Genomic DNA, 20,820 nt, shown 5'->3' on the forward strand with positions numbered 1-20,820 from the left:
ACCCCGGTCCCGATACTCGGCTGGAGACGGACGGTGGACGGTCCTTTGGTGACGTGCGCGAGATGACGAGGTGGCTGATGACCGGTGTGAGCCGCCGTGCCGCGCTGGGCCTGTTCGGCATCGGTGCCACCGGGATCGGTGTCGGTGCCGGCGTGCTGATCGACCGCTCGTCTGGCTCGGTGAATGCCGCGGGGGCCGGCCAGGCCGCGGCCGCATCGACCGCTCCCGTCACGGTTGCGTCCTGGGCCGCGACCCGTGGGGACCGCTACTACATCGGGCACCGAGGGAGCGGCGACGTCTATCCCGAACACAGCTTGGAGGCCTATCTCGGGGCCCTGGCCGGCGGTGCGGCCTGCCTGGAGATCAGCGTGGGCATGACCTCCGATGGCGTGCTGGTCTGCATGCACGACCCGACCTACGACCGGACCACCACGGCGAAAGGCATCATCTCCGCCCTCCCGTCGACGGTGCTCCGGGGGATCCGGCTCTCGTTGCCCCAGCTGGGTCCGGCCTGGGCGGCCGATCCCACCGTGCAGGTGCCACTTCTGGAGGATGTGCTCCGAGCCGTCGGCGGCCGGGCTGTCCTGTGCCTCGAAGCCAAGAACGGGAATGCTTTCCCGGCTGTGCTCGCCGCGGTCCAGGCGCACGGACTGAAGAACAGTGTGATGATCAAGCTCGGCTACAACAGCGCGCGGATCGCCAAGGCGAAGGCGGCCGGCTACCCGGTGTTCGCCTACTTCGGCGCGACGGCCGACGTCACGGCGGATCGGATCAAGACGCTGGCCGGCCAGCTGGACCGCACCCGCGATTGCCTGGTGATCCCCACCCTGGACGACGACAACCTGGTCAAAACGGCCGTCGAGACCGGGATCCCGGTCTGGGCGTTCGCCGTCCACCGCCGGTCCGAGGCCGCGCACTTCTTCGCACTGGGCTGCAAGGGCATCGTCGCGTCCAGCCTCAAGTACGTCTCGACGGCCGAGCCCAGCGCGACGGCGGACACCTGGTCGTTCGGCGCGATCGCACCCGGTGAGATGACGAAGGACCCGTCATCCGCGGCCTACGCACCGACCTGGTCGGAGGACGAGATGCGGCTGGGAGCCAAAGGCAGCCAGCACTTCCTGACCCTGGGCCAGCTCGGCCCGGTCGCCGCTGCGGCCGCGAGCTACACGGTGGAGTTCGAGAGCTCGTGGCCGACGCTGCCGGGAACCACCGACGACAACATGAGCCTGGTCTTCGGGCATGCCGACGACGCCTACTACCAGCATCGATCCGGCCTCGGCACCGGCTATCACGCCATCCTGCGCGCCAACGGCTCACTCGAGCTCTTCCGTCACCAGGACGGGCAGCCCGACGGCGTCCAGCTCGGCAGCACCGCGAAGACCCCGGCACCGACAGCCGGCCAGTGGATGAAGTTTCGGCTGAGTGTGACACCGAGCGACATCACCTGGGCCAGGACGGACGTTGCCGGGGCGACGATCTCCGCCTCCGACCGGACCGTTCGCGGCGGATATCTCCACCTCGGCCGGAGTTCGACGGACGGCGTGCTCGCCTTCCGCGGCCTGTCCGTCAGCTGAACGAATCTCGCCATCACCACCCCTTTGACCGTATAACTTCCTGCCTGTAGCCTAGGAGACAGGAAATTCTTACGCAGGAGAGGTGATCATGACGCAATTTCCACGTGTGTGGTTGAACGACAGCAAGGTCTGGGCCGAGAACGGCTCCTCGCCGGAGATCATGCTCGGCCACCGGGGGTACCCGGTCGCCGAGCAGCCGGCCTCGGCTGACGTGCTCGTGATCAGCTCCGACGACCTTCCGCTGACGGCCGACTGGCTCGACGCCTTGGCCGCCGGCGCCGGACTCGTCGTGGTCGCCGCCCCCCGCATGGCTGCTGGAATGGCCACTGCTGCAATGGATGTGCTTACCACGGCTGGCTTCGGGACGGCTGGCTTCGGGACGGCCGTCCTGGCCGGTTCCGGTCTGCAGATCACCGACCCGATCGAAGCCGGTCGGTCGGGCCTGGCCGCCGCGAACACCGACACCGCGACCGCCGGCCTCCACCCGCAGGACGCGGGCACTTCGCACCCGGTCGTCGAGGATCTGCTGGCCAGGGTGGACGTCGACCGGCTGACTCCGACTGTCGCCCTCGACCTGTCCGCACCGGCGTCGGCTCTGCTACGCCTCCCCGGTACCTCCCGCACCCCCGGCCGGGCCGTCGCCGCCACCTCCTGCGTCGGCGACACCCGCGTCGTCGTCCTGGGGGTCGAGATCGGCGAGCACTCGGGCGACCTGCTGTTCAACGCCATCACGCATGCCGCGCGCCGCAATCCGGCCGGTTCGATCGAGCGCCGGGAGCGGGCCGACATCACCCGGCACCCGGCGTGGATCGACCTGAAGGACGCCGTCACCACCCTCCGTCCGCTGCAGCAGGCGGACGGTTCGGTCGCTACCGAGCACCGGATCGCGACAGCGCTGGTCGCCCGCATCACCACTGCCATCGAGCAGCTCGCACCCGAATTCCCCTACGACGCGGACTATCTCGCCGCCACTGTCAAAGACCTGAGCCGTTGGTCCGACGGCGGATTCGGCGTCCCTGACTTCCTCGACTCGCTGCTGGCCTTCCACCCGGAGGTCGACCGGACCGACGGACGTCGGCACCTCGTGCTCTTCCCGATGTACACGCAGAACGGCAACCCGGACCGCAACGTCGAGGCCGTCCTGATCGAGGTCATCTGGCCCGAGTTCATCGACGACCTGGAGGCGGGCGACTACTCCAACAAGCTGTTCGTCCCGATCCGCTTCCTGGATTTCACCCCCGGCTACGACACCAACTCCGCGGTCCTGTTCCCGGAGACGATCGCCATGCGCGAGATCCCGAAGTTCAGCTGGGGGGCCATCTTCGCCGACCGCGAGGCTGCCCGTTTCCGGTCGGTCGTCACCGCCGCCGCCGATATCACCCGTTTGGCTTTGCCTCCGGATGCCGCCCGGCTCTTGGCCGATCAGCAGTTGGCGGAGCAGACTTTCGTCATGTGGGACCTCATTCACGACCGCACCCACATGCACGGCGATCTGCCGTTCGACCCCTTCATGATCAAACAGCGGATGCCGTTCTTCCTGTACACGCTGGAGGAGCTGCGATGCGATCTGACGGCGTTCCGCGAGTCGGTGGCCCTGGAGCGCCAGGGCGTCCCGCACGCCCGGCTGGTGCAGTACGCCATCCTGTTCGACCGCATCTTCCGCTTCGCCATCACCGGGAGCCGCGTCCGCAACTACGACGGCCTCGGTGGCCAGCTGCTCTTCGCCTGGTTGCACCAGCACCGGGTGCTGCACTGGACCGACAACCGGCTGACCATCGACTGGGACGCCGTCACCGAACCGGTGCTGGAGCTCTCCCGTCAGATCGAGCAGCTGTACTGGCAGTCGATCGATCGCTCGAAGACGGCCCACTGGCTCGCCGCATACGAGCTGGTGTCCTCGACGGTCGCGCCCGCGCCGCGGTCCACCTGGGCCAAGGGCCCCGATGCACTGCCGCTGGAAGGACCACCGAAGGGACTGACCGACGCCGTGCTGCCCGACGAGTTCCCGCTGTCGATGTTCTACGAAGCGTTGAACCGCAAGCTGTCTCCGGTCATCGCCGCCACGGCGGGCATCACCGGATGACGGGCCGCAGTCGATGAGCCGCCGTCCGGCCGGTGAGCTCGACGGCCTCGTTGTCGTCGTCACCGGCGCCACCGGGTCGGCCGGTCGTGCCGCCGTCCGGGCATTGGCCGCCGGCGGCGCCGAGGTGGTGGCCGTCGGGCGTGACGAGCACCGGTTGGCAACCCTCTTCGACGGGATCGACGGCGTCCACCCGCAGGTCGCCGATCTCGGTGACGGTCCACGCTGCCTGGCGCTCGCCGAACGCATCCGTGGGCGTCACCACCGCATCGACGGGCTCGTCCACCTGGTCGGCGGATGGCGCGGCGCACCGCGGTTCACCGCGAACTCCGACGAGGACTGGGCCTTCCTGAGTCACACCCTGGTCGACAGCCTGCGTCACATCACCGTCGCGCTCCACGACGACCTGGCCGCCTCGCCGGACGGCCGCGCCGTCATCGTGTCGGCCACCGCGGTGGGCTCCCCCACCCCGGGCGGCGCCGGCTACGCGGCGGCAAAGGCGGCCACCGAAGGCTGGATGCTGGCCATGGCCGAATCCTTCGTCCGGCTGCAGTCCCGCGCCAAGACCGATCCGACCCCGCAGCGCTCCGCCGCGACCGTCCTGGTGATCAAGGCGCTGGTCGACCAGGGCATGCGGGATGCCGCTCCGGAGAAGACTTTTGCCGGTTTCACCGACGTGGCGGTGCTCGCCGACCAGATCGTGGAACTGTTCACCACCGAGGCCGCCGACATCAACGGCGCCCGCATCGTGCTCGCCTGACCCTGCTGCGGCGAGCCCCCCGTGTCGAGCAGGAGAGAATGAACCTCGTGACCAGACTTCATGACGTGAACCAGCGGGGCTTCGCCTCCGACAACTACGCCGGGGTACATCCCGAGGTGCTCCAGGCCATCGCCGACGCGAACGGCGGGCACCAGATCGCCTACGGGGAGGACCTCTACACCGAGCACCTGCAGACCGTGATGGCCGCCCACTTCGGGGCCGGCGTCCAAGCGTTCCCGGTCTTCAACGGGACCGGCGCGAACGTCCTCTCGCTGCAGTCGGTCCTGCCGCGCTGGGGCGCGGTCGTCTGCGCCGAGACCGCCCACATCAACACCGACGAGAACGCGGCCCCGGAACGGGTCGGCGGCCTCAAGCTGCTGACGGTCCCGACGACCGACGGAAAGCTGACCCCGGACCTCGTGGATCGGCAGGCCTGGGGCTGGGGTGACGAGCACCGCGCGCAACCGCTGGTGGTCTCGCTCACCCAGACCACGGAACTCGGCACCGCCTACACACCGGCGGAGATCACCGCGATCGCCGACCACGCCCACGGCAAGGGCATGCTGCTGCACATGGACGGCGCCCGGATCTCCAACGCCGCGGCATCTCTCGGGGTCCCGCTGGCCGAATTCACCAGTGATGCGGGCGTCGACCTGCTGTCCTTCGGCGGCACCAAGAACGGGTTGTTGTTCGGCGAGGCCGTCGTCGTCATGCGGCCACAGGAGTCCGCCGCCGCCGCGGCGCTACCGTTCCTGCGCAAGATGAACATGCAGCTGAGCAGCAAGATGCGGTTCGTGTCGGCCCAGCTCATCGCGCTGCTCGAGGGCGATCTATGGCTCCGCTCGGCACAGCACGCCAACTCGATGGCAGCCCGCCTGGCGGCCGGCGTCAAGGACCTGGACGGCGTACGGATCACCCAGCAGGTCCAGGCGAACGCGGTCTTCGCCGTCCTGGACGCCGCGGTGGCCGATCGTCTCCGTCAGGTCTTCCGGTTCTACGACTGGAATCCGGCGACCGGCGAGGTGCGGTGGATGTGCGCCTTCGACACCACGAAGGCAGACGTCGACGCCTTCATCGCGGAGCTCTCTCGACTGCTGGCCAAGGCCGCCTGATCCGTGCGTCTCCCGATTCAGCGAGTCAGGACAGGGCCTTCATGTCGCGGAACCATTTGACCGCCGCCAGCGCCATGAATCCGGCCGAGGCGGCGAAGAGCGCGGTGTAGACCCAGAAGAACACCTGGGGAACTCCGAGCAGGATGAAGACCACGCACAGCAGGCCGTAATCGGTCGGGATCACCAACAGGGATCGGACCAGCGAAGTTCCGCCTCTATCCAGTCCTTTCCCGGTCTTGGATTCGTACTGGCGGCGGAGCTGGTCGTTCAGGATCATCCCGAAGAACATCACCGCCGCAACGATGGTGAATCCGATCGGAATCAGAAGGGCCGCTTGCGGTACCGGGATGAACCGGTAGGCGCAGATCAGCACGGCCAGGTGCAGGCTCGAGATCTTGGTGGCATCAACCATGTGATCGAGCCATTCACCGGACGGGCTGCCACCGCCCCGCAGGCGGGCCAGTTGACCGTCCGCCGCATCGAATGCGTAACCGAGCACAAGGCACAGGCAGACGGCAATGCCGACCCACCAATTCGGGCGGACCACCGCGATCAGAGCGACACCGGCAAATGAGAAAGCCGCACTGATCGCAGTGACCATGTTCGGCGTCAGGTGCATTCGGAAGGCCTGCGCGGCAATCAGACGGCCGAGCCGGCGATTGACGAACCGGGAATAGGCGGGCGCGCCCTTCGAGGACTTCTGCGCGGCGGCGAGCGCCCGCACGATGTCGCGATAACCGGACTCTGGCGTCGTCCCGAATGGGACTGACGTCGCCGGGGAGGTCGTCGATGTGGTCGTGGTGGCCATGTTCAGGCCGCCGCTGACGACGGTGCGAATCGGTAGAGCATCAGGAACATCCATCCATGGGTGACAGTCGGTGACCAGACATCAGGCCAGCGTTGGAGAGACGTCGGGCTCAGGCTTCGGAACCACGACGAACGTAACACTGAGTGGTCATTTGCCGTATGAAAGCTGCCGTCATCGGAGGATGTTCACACCAACAGGTGAGACCTATCACCCCGCAGTGACACCCGGGGCGCACAGTAGAGTGATGTGTCCCGCCCCGCAGCCGGGTGGGCCAGGGTCGACGGCTACAGCACGTCGGGACTGGCGCCGCGGGCAATGGGAGACTTGGGCACCTCGAGATCAAGCTCAGGACGAAGGAGGCGACGTGGCGCGGCGCGAGCAGTTGATCTTCCTGCACTCCTCCGACGAGCTCTACGGCGCCGATCGGATGCTGCTGGAGATGGTGGCCGCCGCCGGCTCCGAGTTGGACGTCGAGGTCTGGCTGCCCAACGACCTCGCACATCCGGCCGCGCCGCTCTGCGAGGAACTGACGGCCCGCGGGGTCAGCGTCCGGCATCTCGCCCTGCCCGTGATGAGGCGCGCCTACCAGAATCCGCGTGGGCTGGCGCGGTTGGCCGTCAAATCGGTGAAGCTCGTCGCCGAGCTCCGCCGGGCCCGACCACAGGCCGTCTACTGCACCACCAGCGCAGTCCTGCTGGCCGCCCCCGTCGCGCGGCTGGCACGCGTGCCCCGGGTGATCGGGCACATCCAGGAGATCTGGTCCCGCTCGGACCGCGCGGTGATCGGCACCCCGGCCCGCGCCTGCCACACCGTGCTGTCGATCTCGGAGGCGGTCAGTGCGTCATTGCCGGACGGTTTGCGCGGTCGAACGGTGGTGGTGCCCAACGGGACCGGCGAGCCGGCGGAGACGGTTCCGCTGGACGGCCGATCCGGAGAGCTGACCTTCCTGGTGGCGAGTCGCTGGAACGCCTGGAAAGGCCACCGCACCCTCCTGGCCGCCTGGGAACTGGCCGGTGCGCCCGGTCGGTTGCTGGTCCTGGGGGGACCGCCACCGAGCGGGGAGACGGTCGACGTCCGATCGCTCGTCGCGGATCTGGAGCGCCCGGGATCGGTGACGATCGTCGGTGAGGTGACCGACCCTGCGCGCTACCTCGCCGAGGCCGACGTGGTGATCATGCCGTCGGACCAACCGGAACCGTTCGGGCTGGTTGCCATCGAGGCCTTCGCCAGGGGGCGCCCGGTGATCGCCAGTGCGGCGGGCGGGCTGCTCGACATCGTCACCGAGGACGAGAACGGCTGGCTCTATCCGCCGGGTGACAGTGCGGCGCTCTCGGTGATCCTGCAGGGGCTCGACCGCGATCACGTCGCCACTGCCGGCTCGATCGCCCGCAAGACCTACGAGGAACGCTTCACCACCACCCGATTTGCGGCCACCTGGTGGTCAGCGGTGGTGCGTGGGTGGAACCGGCGATCGCCGACCACCTGACCCAGACCGCCCGTCACTGCAGCGGCACCGGCGATTCCAGCCACCAGGGGCGGTGGTCGTGCTCGATCCGGTCGACCCACTTGACCCAGTGGAATCCCCGCCGGCCGGGGACGACCAGACGGACCGGCGCACCGTGCCCTGCACTCAGCGGCGCTCCCCCGACCGAGACCGCCAGCAGCAGATCGTCGCCGAGCGGCAGACGCCGGGTGTAGCCGGTCGCACTGGTGACCTCGACGCTGCCCGTCGACCCGGGCGGGAGCAGTCGGGACATCCGGACGCCGCTCCACCGTTGTTCCGCCCACCATCCGCCGGTGCAGTCGATGACGGCCGTCACCTCGTCGGTGAACGCCCGCAGCTGGGCCAGATCCCAGTCCGTCGACACGCCACCCGAGACGACCGTCAAGCGCCAGGTGGACTCGTCGATCGCCGGAACCTGATCGAAGAGCCAGGAGGTGTTGGGCATTGCGGTGGGGTCACCGGATCCGAGTTCGTACGAGCCGGTCGACCTCCGGCGGGATCCGGGTAGCGCGAACAGGGCGGCCGCACCCTCCAGCGCCGCGTAAAGCGACCCGGCCGCCACCAGCACCAGCCCGCCGCGGACGGCGAACCGTCGGGACAGGTCGGTCGTCCGGGGACGGATCCGCCGCCGGCGCACGTGCAGGACCGCGGGAACCAGGGCAACGAGGGCCGCTCCGACATGCACCTGCAGCGCGGTGATGCCGAAGGCCTGGATCAGCAGCCCGGTGGTGTGCGCGAGGCCGGTGAGCAGGGCCACGACGACCGCGAACGCCAGCACCAGGGACGTCACCTGCCCCGGCCGGCGCCGTCGCAGCCCGCGCCGGACGACCATGGACTTCCACGGCACCAACACCACCAGGGCGAGACCGACCACGCCGTGGGCGATGACGACGAGGCTGATCGGTCCACTGCCGACGAGGAAGGTCACCGCGCCGGTGACGACGGCCAGCGGCAACAGGGCCAGGAGTGCGAGGTTGGTGCGGCGCCCTGCCATCTCACGACCATACGGCCGACCGGGCGGAGAGGATCGGACGCGATATGTCTTAACATACTGTTGACAGTGACTGACCGGCATACCAAGGTGGAGGCACAGACCTGCGTCGACCACAGTCCTGCGTCCCACGCCCTACATCCTCGACGGAGAGGCCCTCGACAGTGACCGACACCAACCAAACCGCAAAGATCGCCGGCGCTCCGATTTCGTGGGGCGTGTGCGAGGTACCCGGGTGGGGCTACCAGCTCGAGCCGGATCTGGTGCTGTCCCAGATGGCGGACCTCGGACTCGTCGCCACCGAATTCGGCCCCGACACGTTCCTGCCGTCCGAGCCGCAGGCGAAAGTGAGCACCCTTGCCGCCCATGGGCTGCGGGCGGTCGGCGGCTTCGTCCCGGTTCTGCTGCACCAGGCAGACCACGACCCGCTGCCCGGCCTGATCACCGAACTCGACAACTTCCTCGCCGCCGGCGCGGGCACGCTGGTGCTCGCCGCGGCGACCGGTGTCGACGGCTACGACCAGCGGCCGGATCTGGACGCCGCCGGGTGGAAGACGTTGCTGGCCAACCTCGATCGGCTGGCGGCCGCCACCACCGACCGTGGGATCGTGCCCACCCTGCACCCCCACGTCGGCACCATGATCGAGAAGCCCGACGAGGTCGACCGGGTGCTGGCCGGCTCGGGCATCGCCCTGACGCTCGACACCGGGCACCTGCTGATCGGCGGGAACGACGTCGTCGCCCTCGCCGCGTCCGCTCCCGACCGCATCGCCCACACCCATCTCAAGGACGTCAGGGCGGATCTGGCCCAGCAGGTCCAACGTGGCGAGCTCAGCTACACGGCGGCCGTGGCAGCCGGGATGTACGTACCCCTTGGCACCGGCGACGTCGACCTGGTCGGAATTCTCGACATCCTCTCGGGCGCAGGCTATGCCGGCTGGTACGTGATGGAGCAGGACACCATCCTGTCCGGCCCGGCACAGGCCGCGGCCGCCCTGTCCGACGTCGCCGCGTCTCTCGCGTTCCTGACCGGCGCCCTGGCCTGAGATCAACCAGGATTCACCCCGAGATCTCGTAGAGGGAGGGCTTCTCACCCAGGCTGACCTCGACCCGGCCGAGCCCGCCGAGCAGCGATGTCACGGCCGCGTCGGACACCACGGCAGCGGCATACCCGTCCCACGCGCTCGGCCCGAACCGCCCACCGCCGCGAACAGCATCGATCCACTCCTGGAACTCGACGTCGTAGGCGCGGATGAAACGCTCACGCCAATCCTCGGGCACCCGTCCCGAGTACATGTTGTTGCGCCGCACCACCACCGGGCTCGATTCGCCGAGCGAGGCGGTGCCCTCCTCGCCGACCACCTCACCTCGGATGTCGTAGCCGTAGCGGATGTTGACGGAGATCTCGACATCGATCAGTGCGCCGCCCTCGACCTCGAGCAACAGCATCAACGGGTCCTGCAGCTCACCGCCCAGCCGGCTCTTGCGCGGCGTCAGGACGGTCACCGCGACGATCTCCTCGCCGAAAATCCAGCGGGCCAGGTCGATCTCGTGCACGGCCGTGTCGGTGATCGCCATGTCCTTCGTGTAATGGCCTGGCACACTGGGGTTTCGGTGGGTGCAGTGCATCATCAGCGGAGTCCCGATGTCGCCGCTGTCGACGACCGCCTTGAGCGCCCGGTAGGACGGGTCGTAGCGCCGCATGTAGCCGACCTGCACCAGCCGCCGACCCACCGCGGACTCGGCCTCCAGAATCCGCCGGCAGGCCTCTTCGGTGGTGGCCAGCGGCTTCTCGCAGAAGACCGGCTTGCCGGCGGCGATCGCTGCGAGCACGTACTCCTCGTGGGTAGGTCCCCACGAGCACACGACCACCGCGTCGACGGCAGGATCGGAGATGACGTCCTGACCGGTCGGGTGTGCGACGGCGCCGGACAGACGGGCAGCCACCTGCGCGGCTTCGGCGGCATTGACATCCGACACTGCGACCACGGCTGCACCCGCCAACACGGTGGTCAGACGTCGGATGTGGTCCTTGCCGATCATGCCGACGCCGATGACCCCGACGTTCACTGTCATGTCACTCCTACGTTCGGATGGGTTGGGTACCGCTGGTCAGACGCTCTGCGGGAAACCGAGATTGATCCCGCCGTGGCTCGGATCCAGCCAGCGGGTGGTGATGACCTTGCCCCTGGTGAAGAAGTGGAAGCCCTCCACGCCGTGGGCGTGGGTGTCGCCGAACAGCGAGTTCTTCCAGCCACCGAACGAGTAGTAGCCCACCGGCACCGGGACCGGCACGTTGATGCCGATCATGCCGACCTCGACCTCGTTCTGGAACCGCCGAGCGGCGCCCCCGTCGTTGGTGAAGATCGCGGTGCCGTTGCCGTAGGGGTTCGAGTTGATGAGGTCCAGTGCCTCGTCGAAGGTCTCGACGCGCAGGACGGACAGCACCGGCCCGAAGATCTCGTCGGTGTAGATCGACATCTCCGGCGTCACCTTGTCGAAGAGGGTCGGCGAGACCCAGAAGCCCTCCGGCGCACCGTCGACCTCCTGGCCGCGGCCGTCGACCACCAGATCGGCGCCGGAGTCGACGCCCTGCTGGATGTAGCCGGCCACCTTGTCGCGGTGCGCACCGGTGACGAGCGGACCCATGTCGCAACCACGACGGCCATCGCCGGTCCGCAGGCCGGACATCCGATCGGTGATCCTGCCGACCAGCTCGTCGGCGATGGAGTCGATCACGACGAGCGCGCTGATGGCCATGCACCGCTCCCCGGCCGAACCGAATCCGCCGTTGACGGCCGCGTCGGCGGCAAGATCCAGATCGGCGTCGGGCAGCACCACCATGTGGTTCTTGGCGCCGCCCAGGGCCTGCACCCGCTTGCCGTTCCTGGTGCCGTTCTCGTAGACGTAGCGAGCGATCGGGGTCGATCCGACGAACGAGATCGCCTTCACCTTCTGGCTTTCCAACAGGGCGTCGACGGCGACCTTGTCGCCCTGCAGGACGTTGAAGACACCGTCGGGCAGACCGGCCTCCTGCCAGAGCCGGGCCAGCCAGATCGCGGCCGACGGATCCTTCTCGCTGGGTTTGAGCACCACCGCGTTGCCGGCGGCGATGGCCACCGGGAAGAACCACATCGGCACCATGGCCGGGAAGTTGAACGGCGAGATGATGCCGACGACGCCGAGTGGCTGGCGGAGCGAGGAGACGTCGACCTTGGTCGAGGCGTTCTCCGTCAGGCTCCCCTTGAGCAGATGCGAGAGGCCACAGGCGAGTTCGACGATCTCCTGACCCCGGGAGACCTCACCGAGCGCGTCGTCCAGCACCTTGCCGTGCTCGGAGGTGATGATCTCGGCCAGCTCGCCCTTGCGGGAGTTGAGCAGCTCGCGGAACGCGAACAACACCTGGGTGCGGCGGGCCAGCGACGTGTCGCGCCAGGCCGGCCAGGCCTTGGCTGCGGCGTCGATCACCGCGTCCGCATCCCCCCGCGAGGCGAGCGCCACCCTCTTCGTGACCTGTCCGGTGGCCGGGTCGTAGACGTCCGCGGTCCGGTCGCCGGTTCCGGCGGCCGGAACGCCGGCCACCCAGTGCCCCACCACGGGCAGCTCCGGCGCGGTGGCCGGAACGGGGGCTTCCTGTGTTGCTGTCATGTCCTCGAGTCCTCTCGAATCACTGGGTGGGGGCGACATACGGCCGTTGGGCCGCCTTGTGCTTCTCGTACATCGTGCGTGCCTGCCGAGTGGATTCGATGGTGGACACCTCCGCCACCGGGACGTCCCACCAGCCGTCGCCGGACGGCGACTGCTCGTACAGGTCGGTGTCGACGTGGACCATCACCGCGGTGGTCGCCGCCTTGGCCTTGGCCAGGGCGGCGGTGAGTTCCGCGAGCGTCTTCGCCCGGTACACCGTGACGCCCAGACTCTCGGCGTTGGCGGCCAGGTCCACCGGCAGGACGCCGCCGTCGAGCCGGCCGGACTCTGCAGAGCGGAAGCGATACTTCGTACCGAACCGTTGTCCACCATGGGATTCCGAGAGGGCACCGATGGAGGCGTAGCCGTGGTTCTGCAGCAGCACCACGATGATCTTGATGCCCTCCTGGACGGCGGTGACCAGTTCGGTCGGCATCATCAGGTAGGAGCCGTCGCCGACGGTCACGAAGACGTCCCGGTCGGGTGCCGCCAGCGAAACGCCGATGCCGCCGGGGATCTCGTAGCCCATGCAGGAGAAGCCGTACTCGACGTGGTAGCCCTTGCGCTCCCGGGTCCGCCACATCCCGTGCAGGTCACCGGGCAGGGACCCGGCCGCGCAGACGACGACGTCACGCGGATCCATCGCCGCCTCGACGGCGCCCAGCACCTCGCTCTGCGCCAGGACGCCGTTGCTGGCTCCATAGCCGTTGTGATGGGAGGCAACGACTCTCGCGTCCCACTCGCCGGCCAGCCTGGTCGCCAGGTGCTGGTAGTCCGTCGCCGTGCGGTAGCCGGCCAACGCCTCCTGCAGCGCGGGCAGTGCTCGTTTGGCGTCCGCGATGACGGGCAGGCCGGCCTGCTTGACGGCGTCGAGCCCGGCGACGTTGATGTTGATGAACCGGACCCCGGGGTGCTGCCAGACGGTCTTGGAGGCCGTGGTGAAATCGGAGTACCTGGTCCCGATGCCGATGATCACGTCGGCCGAGCCGGCGATCTCGTTGGCCGCCGTCGTCCCGGTGGCCCCGATGGCGCCGGTGTTCAGCGGGTGGTCGTAGGGCAGGGATCCCTTGCCCGCCTGGGTCTCGCCGATCGGGATGCCGGTGGCGTCGACGAAGGCCCGCAGCTCTTCGTTGGCCTCGGCGTACGTCACTCCGCCACCGGCGACGATCATCGGGCGCTCTGCACCCCTGATGATCTCGGCGGCCCGCTCGATCACCTCGGGCTCTGGCACCGGCCGCGGGATGCGCCAGACGCGCTCGGCGAACAGCTCCACCGGCCAGTCGTGCGCCTCGGCCTGGACGTCCTCGGGTAACGCCACCGTGACCGCTCCAGATTCAACAGGGTCCGTCAGCACCCGCATCGCCCCCAGCAGGGCGGCCGGCAGCTGCTCCGGCCGCCACACGCGGTCGAAGAACTTCGACAGCGGCCGGAAGGCGTCGTTGACCGAGACGTCATACCCGTAGGGCTGTTCCAGTTCCTGGAGCACCGGCGAGGCGATCCGGGTCGCGAAGATGTCGGCCGGCAGCAGCAGGACCGGGATGCGGTTGACGGTGGCCAGGGCGGCGCCGGTGAGCATGTTCGCCGCGCCGGGCCCGACCGACGCCGTCACGGCAAACGTTTCCAGCCGATCCTTCTGTCGCGAGTAGCCGACGGCGATGTGCACCATGGCCTGCTCGTTGCGGCCCTGGTGGTAGGGCAGCGCGTCCGGCTCGTCCAGTTCGGCCTGCAGCAGGGCCTGCCCGAGACCGGCCACGTTGCCGTGCCCGAAGATGCCGAAGCAGCCGGCGAAGAATTTGCGGCGCACGCCATCGCGCTCGGAGTACTGCTGGCCGAGGAACTTCACGATCGCCTGTCCGACCGTCAGCCTGATGGTTGCGCTCACGTCGTCTCTCCTTCGGAGGTCTCGTAGAACGGAAGTCTGGGGTCGACGGCCTGGTCCTCCCAGGTCTGCCGGATCCACCCGTGGTCCGGGTCGTCGCTGATCAGCCACGCGCGCTCGGCGGCGGGGCCGGCCATCACATTCAGGTAGTACATGTCGTGGCCGGGAGCCGCCACCGCCGGGCCGTGCCAGCCGTGCGGGATCAGCACGACGTCGCCGTCGCCGACCTCTTCCAGCACCTCGATCGGACGGTCCGCCGTCCCGTAGACACGTTGGTAGCCCCCGGCTCTCGCGCCCTGTCCCGTGGGAGCGTTGGATCGGAACGCGTAGTAGTAGATCTCCTCCAACTCCGATTCCGTCTCGGACACCTCGTCGTGCTTGTGCGGCGGGTAGGACGACCAGTTGCCGGCGGGCGTGATGACCTCGCATGCAATCAGCTTGTCCGTCTCGAAGGCGGCCGGGATGGCGAAGTTGTTGACCTGACGACTGCAGGCGCCGGCCCCTCGCAGCTCCACCGGGACTCCCGACGCCGGTCCGTACCGGAACGGCAATGCCCGGGCGGCCTTGGCCCCCGGCAGGGCGATGACAGCCCCGTCGGCGCTGAGCAGGGTGGCCGAGCAGTCCCGGGGCAGGTAGGCGAAGTCGGTGGCCGCATCGAAGACCCCGGTGCGGCCGGTCAGTCGGAAGGTGTTGCCGTCCACCGTGACCGCACATCCCCCGGACAGCGGCAGCACGATCATCTCGTCCTCCCCCGTGTCGACGGTGACGGCCACGCCCGCGGCCAGGGTCAGCACCCGCAGGCTGGAGTAGCCCCAGCCCGCCGACTCGGGAGTGACGACGAGGTCGAAGACCCCGTCGGCAGCGGAGCCGGCCGGCAGGTACAGCTGGTTCGGGTTGGCGCTCATCGGACCATCGACACGGCGGTGTCGACCGCACCGGCCACGTCGTCGTCCGACGGGTAGAGCAGGGTGCGGCCGACCACCAGGCCGCGCACGGACGGCAACGACAGCGCGTGGCGCCAACTCTGGAACGTCTCCTCGGGACTGGTCGCCGGATCGCCGCCGAGCAGCAGCGTGGGCAGCGTGGTCGAGTCCATCACCCGGTCCATCTCGGGAACGACCGGCAGCTTCATCCAGGTGTAGGCCGACGTCCGGCCCAGGGCGCTGGTGATGCCGACCGACTTGATGACGGCGTCCGCGGTGAGGTCGTTGTACACGCGGCCACCACGGCGCGAGGACCAGAACGGTTCCACCATGGCCATCAGCTTGCGGTCGGAGAGTTCGTTCACCGCTTGGGCACTGGACACCATGGTGGCGACGGTGCCCGGATCGTCCAGGGCGATGCGGGTCAGCATCTTGCCGCCGTTGAGGCGCATGTCGGCGCAGCCCTGCGCGTCGTAGCCGGTGAACCGGTCGTCCAGTTCGAACTCCGCTCCCTGCAGGCCGCCGCGGTTCATCGACCCGATGACCACCTTGTCCTCCAGCGCCCCCAGCAGCAGCAGGTCCTCCAGGATGTCCGGCGAGGCGAGCAGACCATCCACCCCGGGACGACTCAGGGCGGCCACCAGGCGCTCCAGCAACTCGACGCGCGAGCCCATGGCGAGCGGGCGGTCACCGACTCCGAAGGCCCCGCGTGCCGGGTGGTCCGCCGCGACGATCATCAACCGGCCGTCACCGCGGACGAGATCCCGCCGGGTCCGGGTCTCGGCAGCGCGCCGGATCGCCTCCGGATCGTTCACCCGGATCTCGGTGATCTCCGCGATGCGTTCGCGGAAACTTCTCGCCGCCGCGAGAATGGCTGTAGCGGAGGACACTTCGGCCACTGCGCTCATCGATGCCCCGGCGTTGACGGTGTCAGGCATCGCCGACCTCCTTCAGCAGAGCCTCCACCTCGGCGGTGGTCGGCATGGCACTGGAGCACTCACGACGGCTGGCCACGATCGCGCCGGCCGCGTTGGCGAACCGCAGTACGACCTCCAGGTCCCAGCCGGCGAGGAGACCGTGGCACAGTGCGCCGCCGAAGCCGTCGCCCGCCCCCAACCCGTTGATGACGTCGACCGGTGTGGGCGGTACTTCCAGCGTCAGGTCCCTCGTCATGCCCAGCACCCCTCTCGGGCCCTGCTTGACGATCGCCAATTCGACGCCCGCATCGAGCAGTGCCTTCGCCGCGCGGTGCGGATCGGTTTCACCGACGGCGATCTCGCACTCCTCCCTGTTGCCCACCGCGACGGTGACGTGAGCCAGCGCCGCGTTGACCTGGGCGCTCGCCTCCGCCGGGTCCGTCCAGAACATCGGCCGGTAGTCGAGGTCCAGAATCGTCAGCGGACGGCGAGCACGAGCCTCCCAGGCCGCGAAATGCGCTGCCCGGCTGGGCTCCTCGGAGAGTCCGGTGACCGTCGACCAGTAGATGCCGGCGTCGGCGATGGCGTCGAGGCCCAACTCATCGGCGCGGATCTGCAGGTCCGGTGCGCTCGGCAGCCGGTAGAACAGCAACGGGAAGTGGTCGGGCGGGTACATCTCGCAGAAGGTGATGGGCGTCAACAGGTCCGGCACCACCGACACGAAGGAGTCGTCGACGCCGAACTCCCGAAGCGCCTTGTGCACGTACCGGCCGAACGCATCCGGCCCGGTGCGGGTGATCACCGCCGACTTCCGACCGTGACGCGCTGCGGCGACCGCTACGTTCGTCGCGCTGCCGCCGAGATACTTGCCGAAGGTCTCCACGTCCTCGAGGCCCACGTTGTCCTGGAGGGGGTACAGATCGACGCCCACCCTGCCGATGGTCACCACATCGAGATGCCTGCTCACGTCGCTCCTCTGCCTGGTGTCGGCCGCACGAGAAGGGACTCGGGTGGCCGCGCTGCCGTGATGCCCCAAGGGTGGCGAATCCGAGGTCACATGTCAACAGTTTGTTAGTACATTCTGTCATTCGGCCGTCAGGCGTTGAGGGCGTACGCTGACCCGACCTTGGTGCAGGTACCGATGACCGCATCTGCAGGTACCGATGATGGAGAGCAACCAATGACGGACCTGTTCATGGACCTGGATCGGTCGAGTCCCGTTCCCCTGTACTTCCAGGTTTCCCAGCAGATCGAACAAGCCATCTCCTCCGGGCAACTCGGCCCGGGCGCGCGACTGGACAACGAGATCAGCCTGGCCGATCAGTTCGGGCTGTCCCGGCCCACCATGCGCCGCGCAATTCAGGAGCTCGTGGACAAGGGTCTGCTGGTCCGCAAGCGCGGGGTCGGCACGCAGGTCGTCCACGGTCAGGTGACCCGCCCGGTGGAGCTGACTTCTCTGTTCGACGACCTCGCCCGCGGCAACCAGGCCCCGCGCACCACCCTGCTGGTCAACGAGATCGTGGCCGCCACGGAGATCGTCTCCCAGTTCCTCGACGTCGGCATCGGCTCCGACGTGCTGCACCTCCGCCGGCTCCGGTTCGCCAACGGTGAGCCGCTGGCCATCCTCGAGAACCACCTGCCGCGGGATCTGGCCGAGGTCGGCCGGGGCGACCTGGAGGCCCGCGGTCTCTACCAGCTGATGCGCGCCAAGGGCGTGCACATCCGGGTGGCCAAGCAGCGGATCGGTGCACGCTCCGGCACGATCGAGGAATGCCACCTGCTCGGTGAGCGCCGAAACAGCCCGCTCCTCACGATGGACCGCGTCACCCACGACGACTCCGGCCGCCCGGTCGAATGGGGCCACCACGTCTACCGCGCCAGCCAGTACTCCTTCGAGGTCACCCTCGTCGACCACTGACCCGCGCTCGGCCCCTGCCCCTGCCTCCTGCCGTTGCCCCTGCCTTGCGTCCTGCAAAGTGCGCGCTATAGCGACCGCTTTGCAGGACGTCCGGGTGCGGGCGGGGATTCGGCGGCGGGGGTGCGGGCGGGATTTTGCCAGGCTGGGATCAGCGAGTACTCTTCGGGGGTTGCCTCGGCGAGGGTGATCGTGCTGACCTGCAGTTCTTCGAGGTCGCCGGTCACCGTGATCGACGCGGTGGGTCTGTTCGATGATCCCCTCGTGTGTTCCCCTGCTGTCGCAACCGAGCCGGTTTCATCCAGGTCCACTGTCATCAAGGAGCACCACGTGTCCGAGGTCCGCCTCTCCGCCGAGTCCCGCAGCGAGTTCGGCAAGGGCTTCGCCCGCCGCATCCGCGCCGCCGGGAAGATCCCGGCCGTCCTCTACGGCCACGGCACCGATCCCCGTCACCTGACGCTGCAGTCCCGCGAGTTCTCCCATGCGATCAAGGGCGGCGCCAACACCATCCTGACGCTCGCGCTGCCGGACGGCGACGAGCTCGCGCTCGCGAAGTCCGTCGTCCGCCACCCGCTGCGCGACTACTTCGAGCACGTCGACCTGATCATCGTCCGGCGCGGCGAGCGCGTCACCGTCGACATCCCGGTCGTCCTGGTCGGCGAGGCCGCCCCCGGTTCGACCGTGCTCACCGACGCCAACACCCTGTCCATCGAGGTCGAGGCGCTGCACATCCCGCAGAACCTCGAGGTCTCCATCGATGGCCTGGAGATCGGTTCGCAGGTGCTCGCCTCCGGCGTGACGCTGCCGGACGGCGCGATCCTGATCAGCGATCCGGAGACCCTCGTCGTGGCGATCTCGATCGTCGAAGAGGCCGACAGCGGCGAAGAGGCCGAAGAAGCAGCGCCGGCGGAAGAGACCCCCGAAGAAGCCTGATTCCTCCCCGTTCCATCGCCGACGGGCGCGTCCGGAACTCCGGGCGCGCCCGTTGGCGTCTGCACGATCGTGATCCTGCAAGTACCAGGTCCTGGACTATTCAGGCCGTGGACGATCGCCACTCCGAACCACCGAGATGGGAAGCCCGATGAGCTCGCCGAACCCAGGGCATCAGCTGCCGGAGCAGGTCCTGGTCATCGGTCTGGGGAATCCCGGCCCGGCGTACAGCGGAAACCGTCACAACATCGGTGCCATGGTCGCCGACCTGCTCGCCGAACGGTTCTCCGGACGTTTCAAGTCGCACAAGGCCGGCGCCGACATCGCCGAGGGACGCCTGGCCGGGATCAGGGCGGTGGTCGCCAAGCCCCGTTCCTACATGAACCTCTCGGGTGGACCGACGGCCGGTCTTGCCCGGTTCTTCAAGATCCCGGCCGGCGACATCATCGTCGTGCACGACGAACTCGACCTCCCGGCGTCGGTGGTCAGGGTCAAGCAGGGCGGCGGCGAGGGCGGCCACAACGGACTGAAGTCGATCTCCGCGTCGCTCGGAACCAAGGACTACCTCCGGGTGCGTTGCGGTATCGGTCGTCCGCCGGGCCGGATGGACCCGGCGGACTTCGTCCTTCGCGACTTCTCGGCCGCGGAGCGCAAGGAGCTACCGGTCGACCTGGAGAACGCAGCGGACGCCGCCGAATCGTTGATCCGGCTGGGGCTGCTCGAGACCCAGAACCGCCTGCACTGAGCCACCTCCTGTGGTGCGCGGGTCAACGCGACAGCGCGCGCCCGTCGCTGTCCAGGTAGTCACGCCACGACCGCTTCGGTGTCCACCCGAGAACGTCCATCGCCTTGCGCGAGGAAATTCCGGAGGCATCCACCCGATCGAGAGCACGGAGTTCGATCTTGTCGCCGTAGTACTGCTGGAGAATGGCGGCGAAATCGTGCCCTCCGACATTGTCCGGCGAGGCGATGTAGAAGACCTCGTGCCCGGGCAGGTCCGATTCCGCGGCCAGCACGATCGCATCGGCTAGATCATAGGCATCGATGTAACTCCAGAGATTGGGGCTGACGACGGCGGCGTCACGGATCTGCGGTCCGAGATTCTGCTCGTAGTTGCCCTCGTACTGGACCCAGCTGGGCCGTAGGGAGATGCAGCGGATGTCCGAACGCTGGACAGCCGCGTCCATCAGTTGCTCGCCGAACAGTTTGGAGAGCGCGTAGGGATCCTGGGGACGCGCGGGATGCAACTCGTCGACGGGGGCGTAGTCGGGCAGGAAGTCGCGCTCGGGGAAGAAGAAGCCGGGAACGGTCTCGGAGGAGATGTTGACGAAACGTGTGACGCCGAAACGGACTGCCGCTTCCAGCACGTTGAAGCAGGCCATCAGATTGGTCCGGAACACGACCTGGGCCGGGTTGCCGGTCGGCTCCGGGATGGCCGCGGTGTGCACGACCGCGTCGGCTCCGCGGATGACTGCGAACGCCTCTCCGGCATCGGTCAGATCGGCCATCACGTACTTGGCCGATCCGACCTCCGGACGTTCGAACCCCGAACGGGTGAGGTCGGTCGCCAAGACCTCGTGGCCGGCGGCGAGAAGAGCCTTGGTAGCGGCGCGCCCGACTTTGCCGTGCGCTCCGGTGACGACGATTTTCATGACAGTTCCTTCGGGTGTGCGAATGGCAGCCGGCGACGACGCGCCGGCTGTTGCGGATGAGAAGTTCTGGGATCAGTGGAATTCGGTG

At 68.4% G+C, this 20,820-nt stretch carries 18 protein-coding genes; 9 read left to right on the forward strand and 9 right to left on the reverse strand.

Features of this window, described 5'->3' with window-relative positions:
- Positions 1 to 77 precede the first annotated feature (77 nt).
- The 4 genes from ABIB25_RS11045 to ABIB25_RS11060 all read left to right on the forward strand — a co-directional run bounded on the left by ABIB25_RS11045 (position 78) and on the right by ABIB25_RS11060 (position 5,526).
- The gene (locus ABIB25_RS11045; protein WP_354528497.1) at positions 78 to 1,574 is read left to right on the forward strand and encodes a glycerophosphodiester phosphodiesterase; all 1,497 of its coding nucleotides are present in this window, start codon (positions 78 to 80) and stop codon (positions 1,572 to 1,574) included.
- A 763-nt stretch (positions 1,575 to 2,337) separates the two neighbouring features.
- Positions 2,338 to 3,657 carry a DUF6421 family protein gene (locus ABIB25_RS11050; RefSeq protein WP_354528676.1) on the forward strand — a complete coding sequence of 440 codons (1,320 nt, stop codon included), beginning with the start codon at positions 2,338 to 2,340 and terminating at the stop codon, positions 3,655 to 3,657.
- A 13-nt stretch (positions 3,658 to 3,670) separates the two neighbouring features.
- Entirely contained in the window at positions 3,671 to 4,414 is a 744-nt protein-coding gene (locus ABIB25_RS11055) for an SDR family oxidoreductase (protein WP_354528498.1), read from the forward strand.
- Between the two features lie 38 nt (positions 4,415 to 4,452).
- Entirely contained in the window at positions 4,453 to 5,526 is a 1,074-nt protein-coding gene (locus ABIB25_RS11060) for a threonine aldolase family protein (protein ID WP_354528499.1), read from the forward strand.
- Between the two features lie 25 nt (positions 5,527 to 5,551).
- Here ABIB25_RS11060 and ABIB25_RS11065 read toward each other — a convergent pair whose 3' ends face one another.
- Entirely contained in the window at positions 5,552 to 6,334 is a 783-nt protein-coding gene (locus ABIB25_RS11065) for a CDP-alcohol phosphatidyltransferase family protein (RefSeq protein WP_502919798.1), read from the reverse strand.
- 364 nt (positions 6,335 to 6,698) lie between these two features.
- Between ABIB25_RS11065 and ABIB25_RS11070 the strand changes: the two genes are divergently transcribed.
- Complete coding sequence (locus tag ABIB25_RS11070) at positions 6,699 to 7,820, forward strand: glycosyltransferase (protein ID WP_354528501.1); 1,122 nt, start codon at positions 6,699 to 6,701, stop codon at positions 7,818 to 7,820.
- Positions 7,821 to 7,833: 13 nt separating this feature from the next.
- Here ABIB25_RS11070 and ABIB25_RS11075 read toward each other — a convergent pair whose 3' ends face one another.
- The gene (locus ABIB25_RS11075) at positions 7,834 to 8,832 is read right to left on the reverse strand and encodes a molybdopterin-dependent oxidoreductase (RefSeq protein ID WP_354528502.1); all 999 of its coding nucleotides are present in this window, start codon (positions 8,830 to 8,832) and stop codon (positions 7,834 to 7,836) included.
- 161 nt (positions 8,833 to 8,993) lie between these two features.
- Between ABIB25_RS11075 and ABIB25_RS11080 the strand changes: the two genes are divergently transcribed.
- Positions 8,994 to 9,875 carry a sugar phosphate isomerase/epimerase family protein gene (locus ABIB25_RS11080; RefSeq protein ID WP_354528503.1) on the forward strand — a complete coding sequence of 294 codons (882 nt, stop codon included), beginning with the start codon at positions 8,994 to 8,996 and terminating at the stop codon, positions 9,873 to 9,875.
- A 13-nt stretch (positions 9,876 to 9,888) separates the two neighbouring features.
- Here ABIB25_RS11080 and ABIB25_RS11085 read toward each other — a convergent pair whose 3' ends face one another.
- From ABIB25_RS11085 to iolC, 6 genes are read right to left on the reverse strand one after another with little or no spacing between them, the layout of a single operon-like run.
- Positions 9,889 to 10,905 carry a Gfo/Idh/MocA family oxidoreductase gene (locus ABIB25_RS11085; protein ID WP_354528504.1) on the reverse strand — a complete coding sequence of 339 codons (1,017 nt, stop codon included), beginning with the start codon at positions 10,903 to 10,905 and terminating at the stop codon, positions 9,889 to 9,891.
- A gap of 36 nt (positions 10,906 to 10,941) precedes the next feature.
- Complete coding sequence (locus tag ABIB25_RS11090) at positions 10,942 to 12,477, reverse strand: CoA-acylating methylmalonate-semialdehyde dehydrogenase (protein WP_354528505.1); 1,536 nt, start codon at positions 12,475 to 12,477, stop codon at positions 10,942 to 10,944.
- Between the two features lie 19 nt (positions 12,478 to 12,496).
- Positions 12,497 to 14,398 (reverse strand): 3D-(3,5/4)-trihydroxycyclohexane-1,2-dione acylhydrolase (decyclizing), encoded by a 1,902-nt coding sequence (iolD, locus tag ABIB25_RS11095; protein WP_354528506.1) that lies wholly within the window; start codon positions 14,396 to 14,398, stop codon positions 12,497 to 12,499.
- Positions 14,395 to 15,300 carry a 5-deoxy-glucuronate isomerase gene (iolB, locus tag ABIB25_RS11100; RefSeq protein WP_354528507.1) on the reverse strand — a complete coding sequence of 302 codons (906 nt, stop codon included), beginning with the start codon at positions 15,298 to 15,300 and terminating at the stop codon, positions 14,395 to 14,397. The genes iolD and iolB overlap by 4 nt, the downstream gene beginning before the upstream one ends.
- The gene (locus ABIB25_RS11105; protein WP_502919799.1) at positions 15,297 to 16,208 is read right to left on the reverse strand and encodes a Cgl0159 family (beta/alpha)8-fold protein; all 912 of its coding nucleotides are present in this window, start codon (positions 16,206 to 16,208) and stop codon (positions 15,297 to 15,299) included. Before ABIB25_RS11105 ends, iolB begins: the two co-directional genes overlap by 4 nt.
- A gap of 40 nt (positions 16,209 to 16,248) precedes the next feature.
- Complete coding sequence (iolC, locus tag ABIB25_RS11110; protein ID WP_354528509.1) at positions 16,249 to 17,202, reverse strand: 5-dehydro-2-deoxygluconokinase; 954 nt, start codon at positions 17,200 to 17,202, stop codon at positions 16,249 to 16,251.
- A 213-nt stretch (positions 17,203 to 17,415) separates the two neighbouring features.
- Here iolC and ABIB25_RS11115 point away from each other — a divergent pair, with 213 nt between their 5' ends.
- From ABIB25_RS11115 to pth, 3 genes are all read left to right on the forward strand, one after another.
- On the forward strand, positions 17,416 to 18,153 hold the full coding sequence (locus ABIB25_RS11115) for a GntR family transcriptional regulator (protein WP_354528510.1): 738 nt from the start codon (positions 17,416 to 17,418) through the stop codon (positions 18,151 to 18,153).
- Positions 18,154 to 18,480: 327 nt separating this feature from the next.
- Entirely contained in the window at positions 18,481 to 19,083 is a 603-nt protein-coding gene (locus tag ABIB25_RS11120) for a 50S ribosomal protein L25/general stress protein Ctc (protein WP_354528511.1), read from the forward strand.
- Between the two features lie 148 nt (positions 19,084 to 19,231).
- Positions 19,232 to 19,825 (forward strand): aminoacyl-tRNA hydrolase, encoded by a 594-nt coding sequence (pth, locus tag ABIB25_RS11125; RefSeq protein ID WP_354528512.1) that lies wholly within the window; start codon positions 19,232 to 19,234, stop codon positions 19,823 to 19,825.
- Positions 19,826 to 19,847: 22 nt separating this feature from the next.
- On the opposite strand, the gene ABIB25_RS11130 is transcribed toward pth, so the two are convergent.
- Positions 19,848 to 20,732 (reverse strand): NAD-dependent epimerase/dehydratase family protein, encoded by an 885-nt coding sequence (locus ABIB25_RS11130; RefSeq protein WP_354528513.1) that lies wholly within the window; start codon positions 20,730 to 20,732, stop codon positions 19,848 to 19,850.
- Positions 20,733 to 20,820 lie beyond the last annotated feature (88 nt).

Origin of the sequence: Nakamurella sp. UYEF19, from assembly GCF_040546275.1 — a bacterium.
Taxonomy (GTDB): Bacteria; Actinomycetota; Actinomycetes; order Mycobacteriales; family Nakamurellaceae; genus Nakamurella.

Coding starts and splice junctions, on each gene's coding strand:
- ABIB25_RS11045 (WP_354528497.1), top strand. CDS start 78: ATGACCGGTGTGAGCCGCCGTGCCGCGCTGGGCCTGTTCGGCATCGGT.
- ABIB25_RS11055 (WP_354528498.1), top strand. CDS start 3,671: ATGAGCCGCCGTCCGGCCGGTGAGCTCGACGGCCTCGTTGTCGTCGTC.
- ABIB25_RS11060 (WP_354528499.1), top strand. CDS start 4,453: ATGAACCTCGTGACCAGACTTCATGACGTGAACCAGCGGGGCTTCGCC.
- ABIB25_RS11065 (WP_502919798.1), bottom strand. CDS start 6,334: ATGGCCACCACGACCACATCGACGACCTCCCCGGCGACGTCAGTCCCA.
- ABIB25_RS11075 (WP_354528502.1), bottom strand. CDS start 8,832: ATGGCAGGGCGCCGCACCAACCTCGCACTCCTGGCCCTGTTGCCGCTG.
- ABIB25_RS11085 (WP_354528504.1), bottom strand. CDS start 10,905: ATGACAGTGAACGTCGGGGTCATCGGCGTCGGCATGATCGGCAAGGAC.
- ABIB25_RS11090 (WP_354528505.1), bottom strand. CDS start 12,477: ATGACAGCAACACAGGAAGCCCCCGTTCCGGCCACCGCGCCGGAGCTG.
- iolB (WP_354528507.1), bottom strand. CDS start 15,300: ATGAGCGCCAACCCGAACCAGCTGTACCTGCCGGCCGGCTCCGCTGCC.
- ABIB25_RS11115 (WP_354528510.1), top strand. CDS start 17,416: ATGACGGACCTGTTCATGGACCTGGATCGGTCGAGTCCCGTTCCCCTG.
- pth (WP_354528512.1), top strand. CDS start 19,232: ATGAGCTCGCCGAACCCAGGGCATCAGCTGCCGGAGCAGGTCCTGGTC.
- ABIB25_RS11130 (WP_354528513.1), bottom strand. CDS start 20,732: ATGAAAATCGTCGTCACCGGAGCGCACGGCAAAGTCGGGCGCGCCGCT.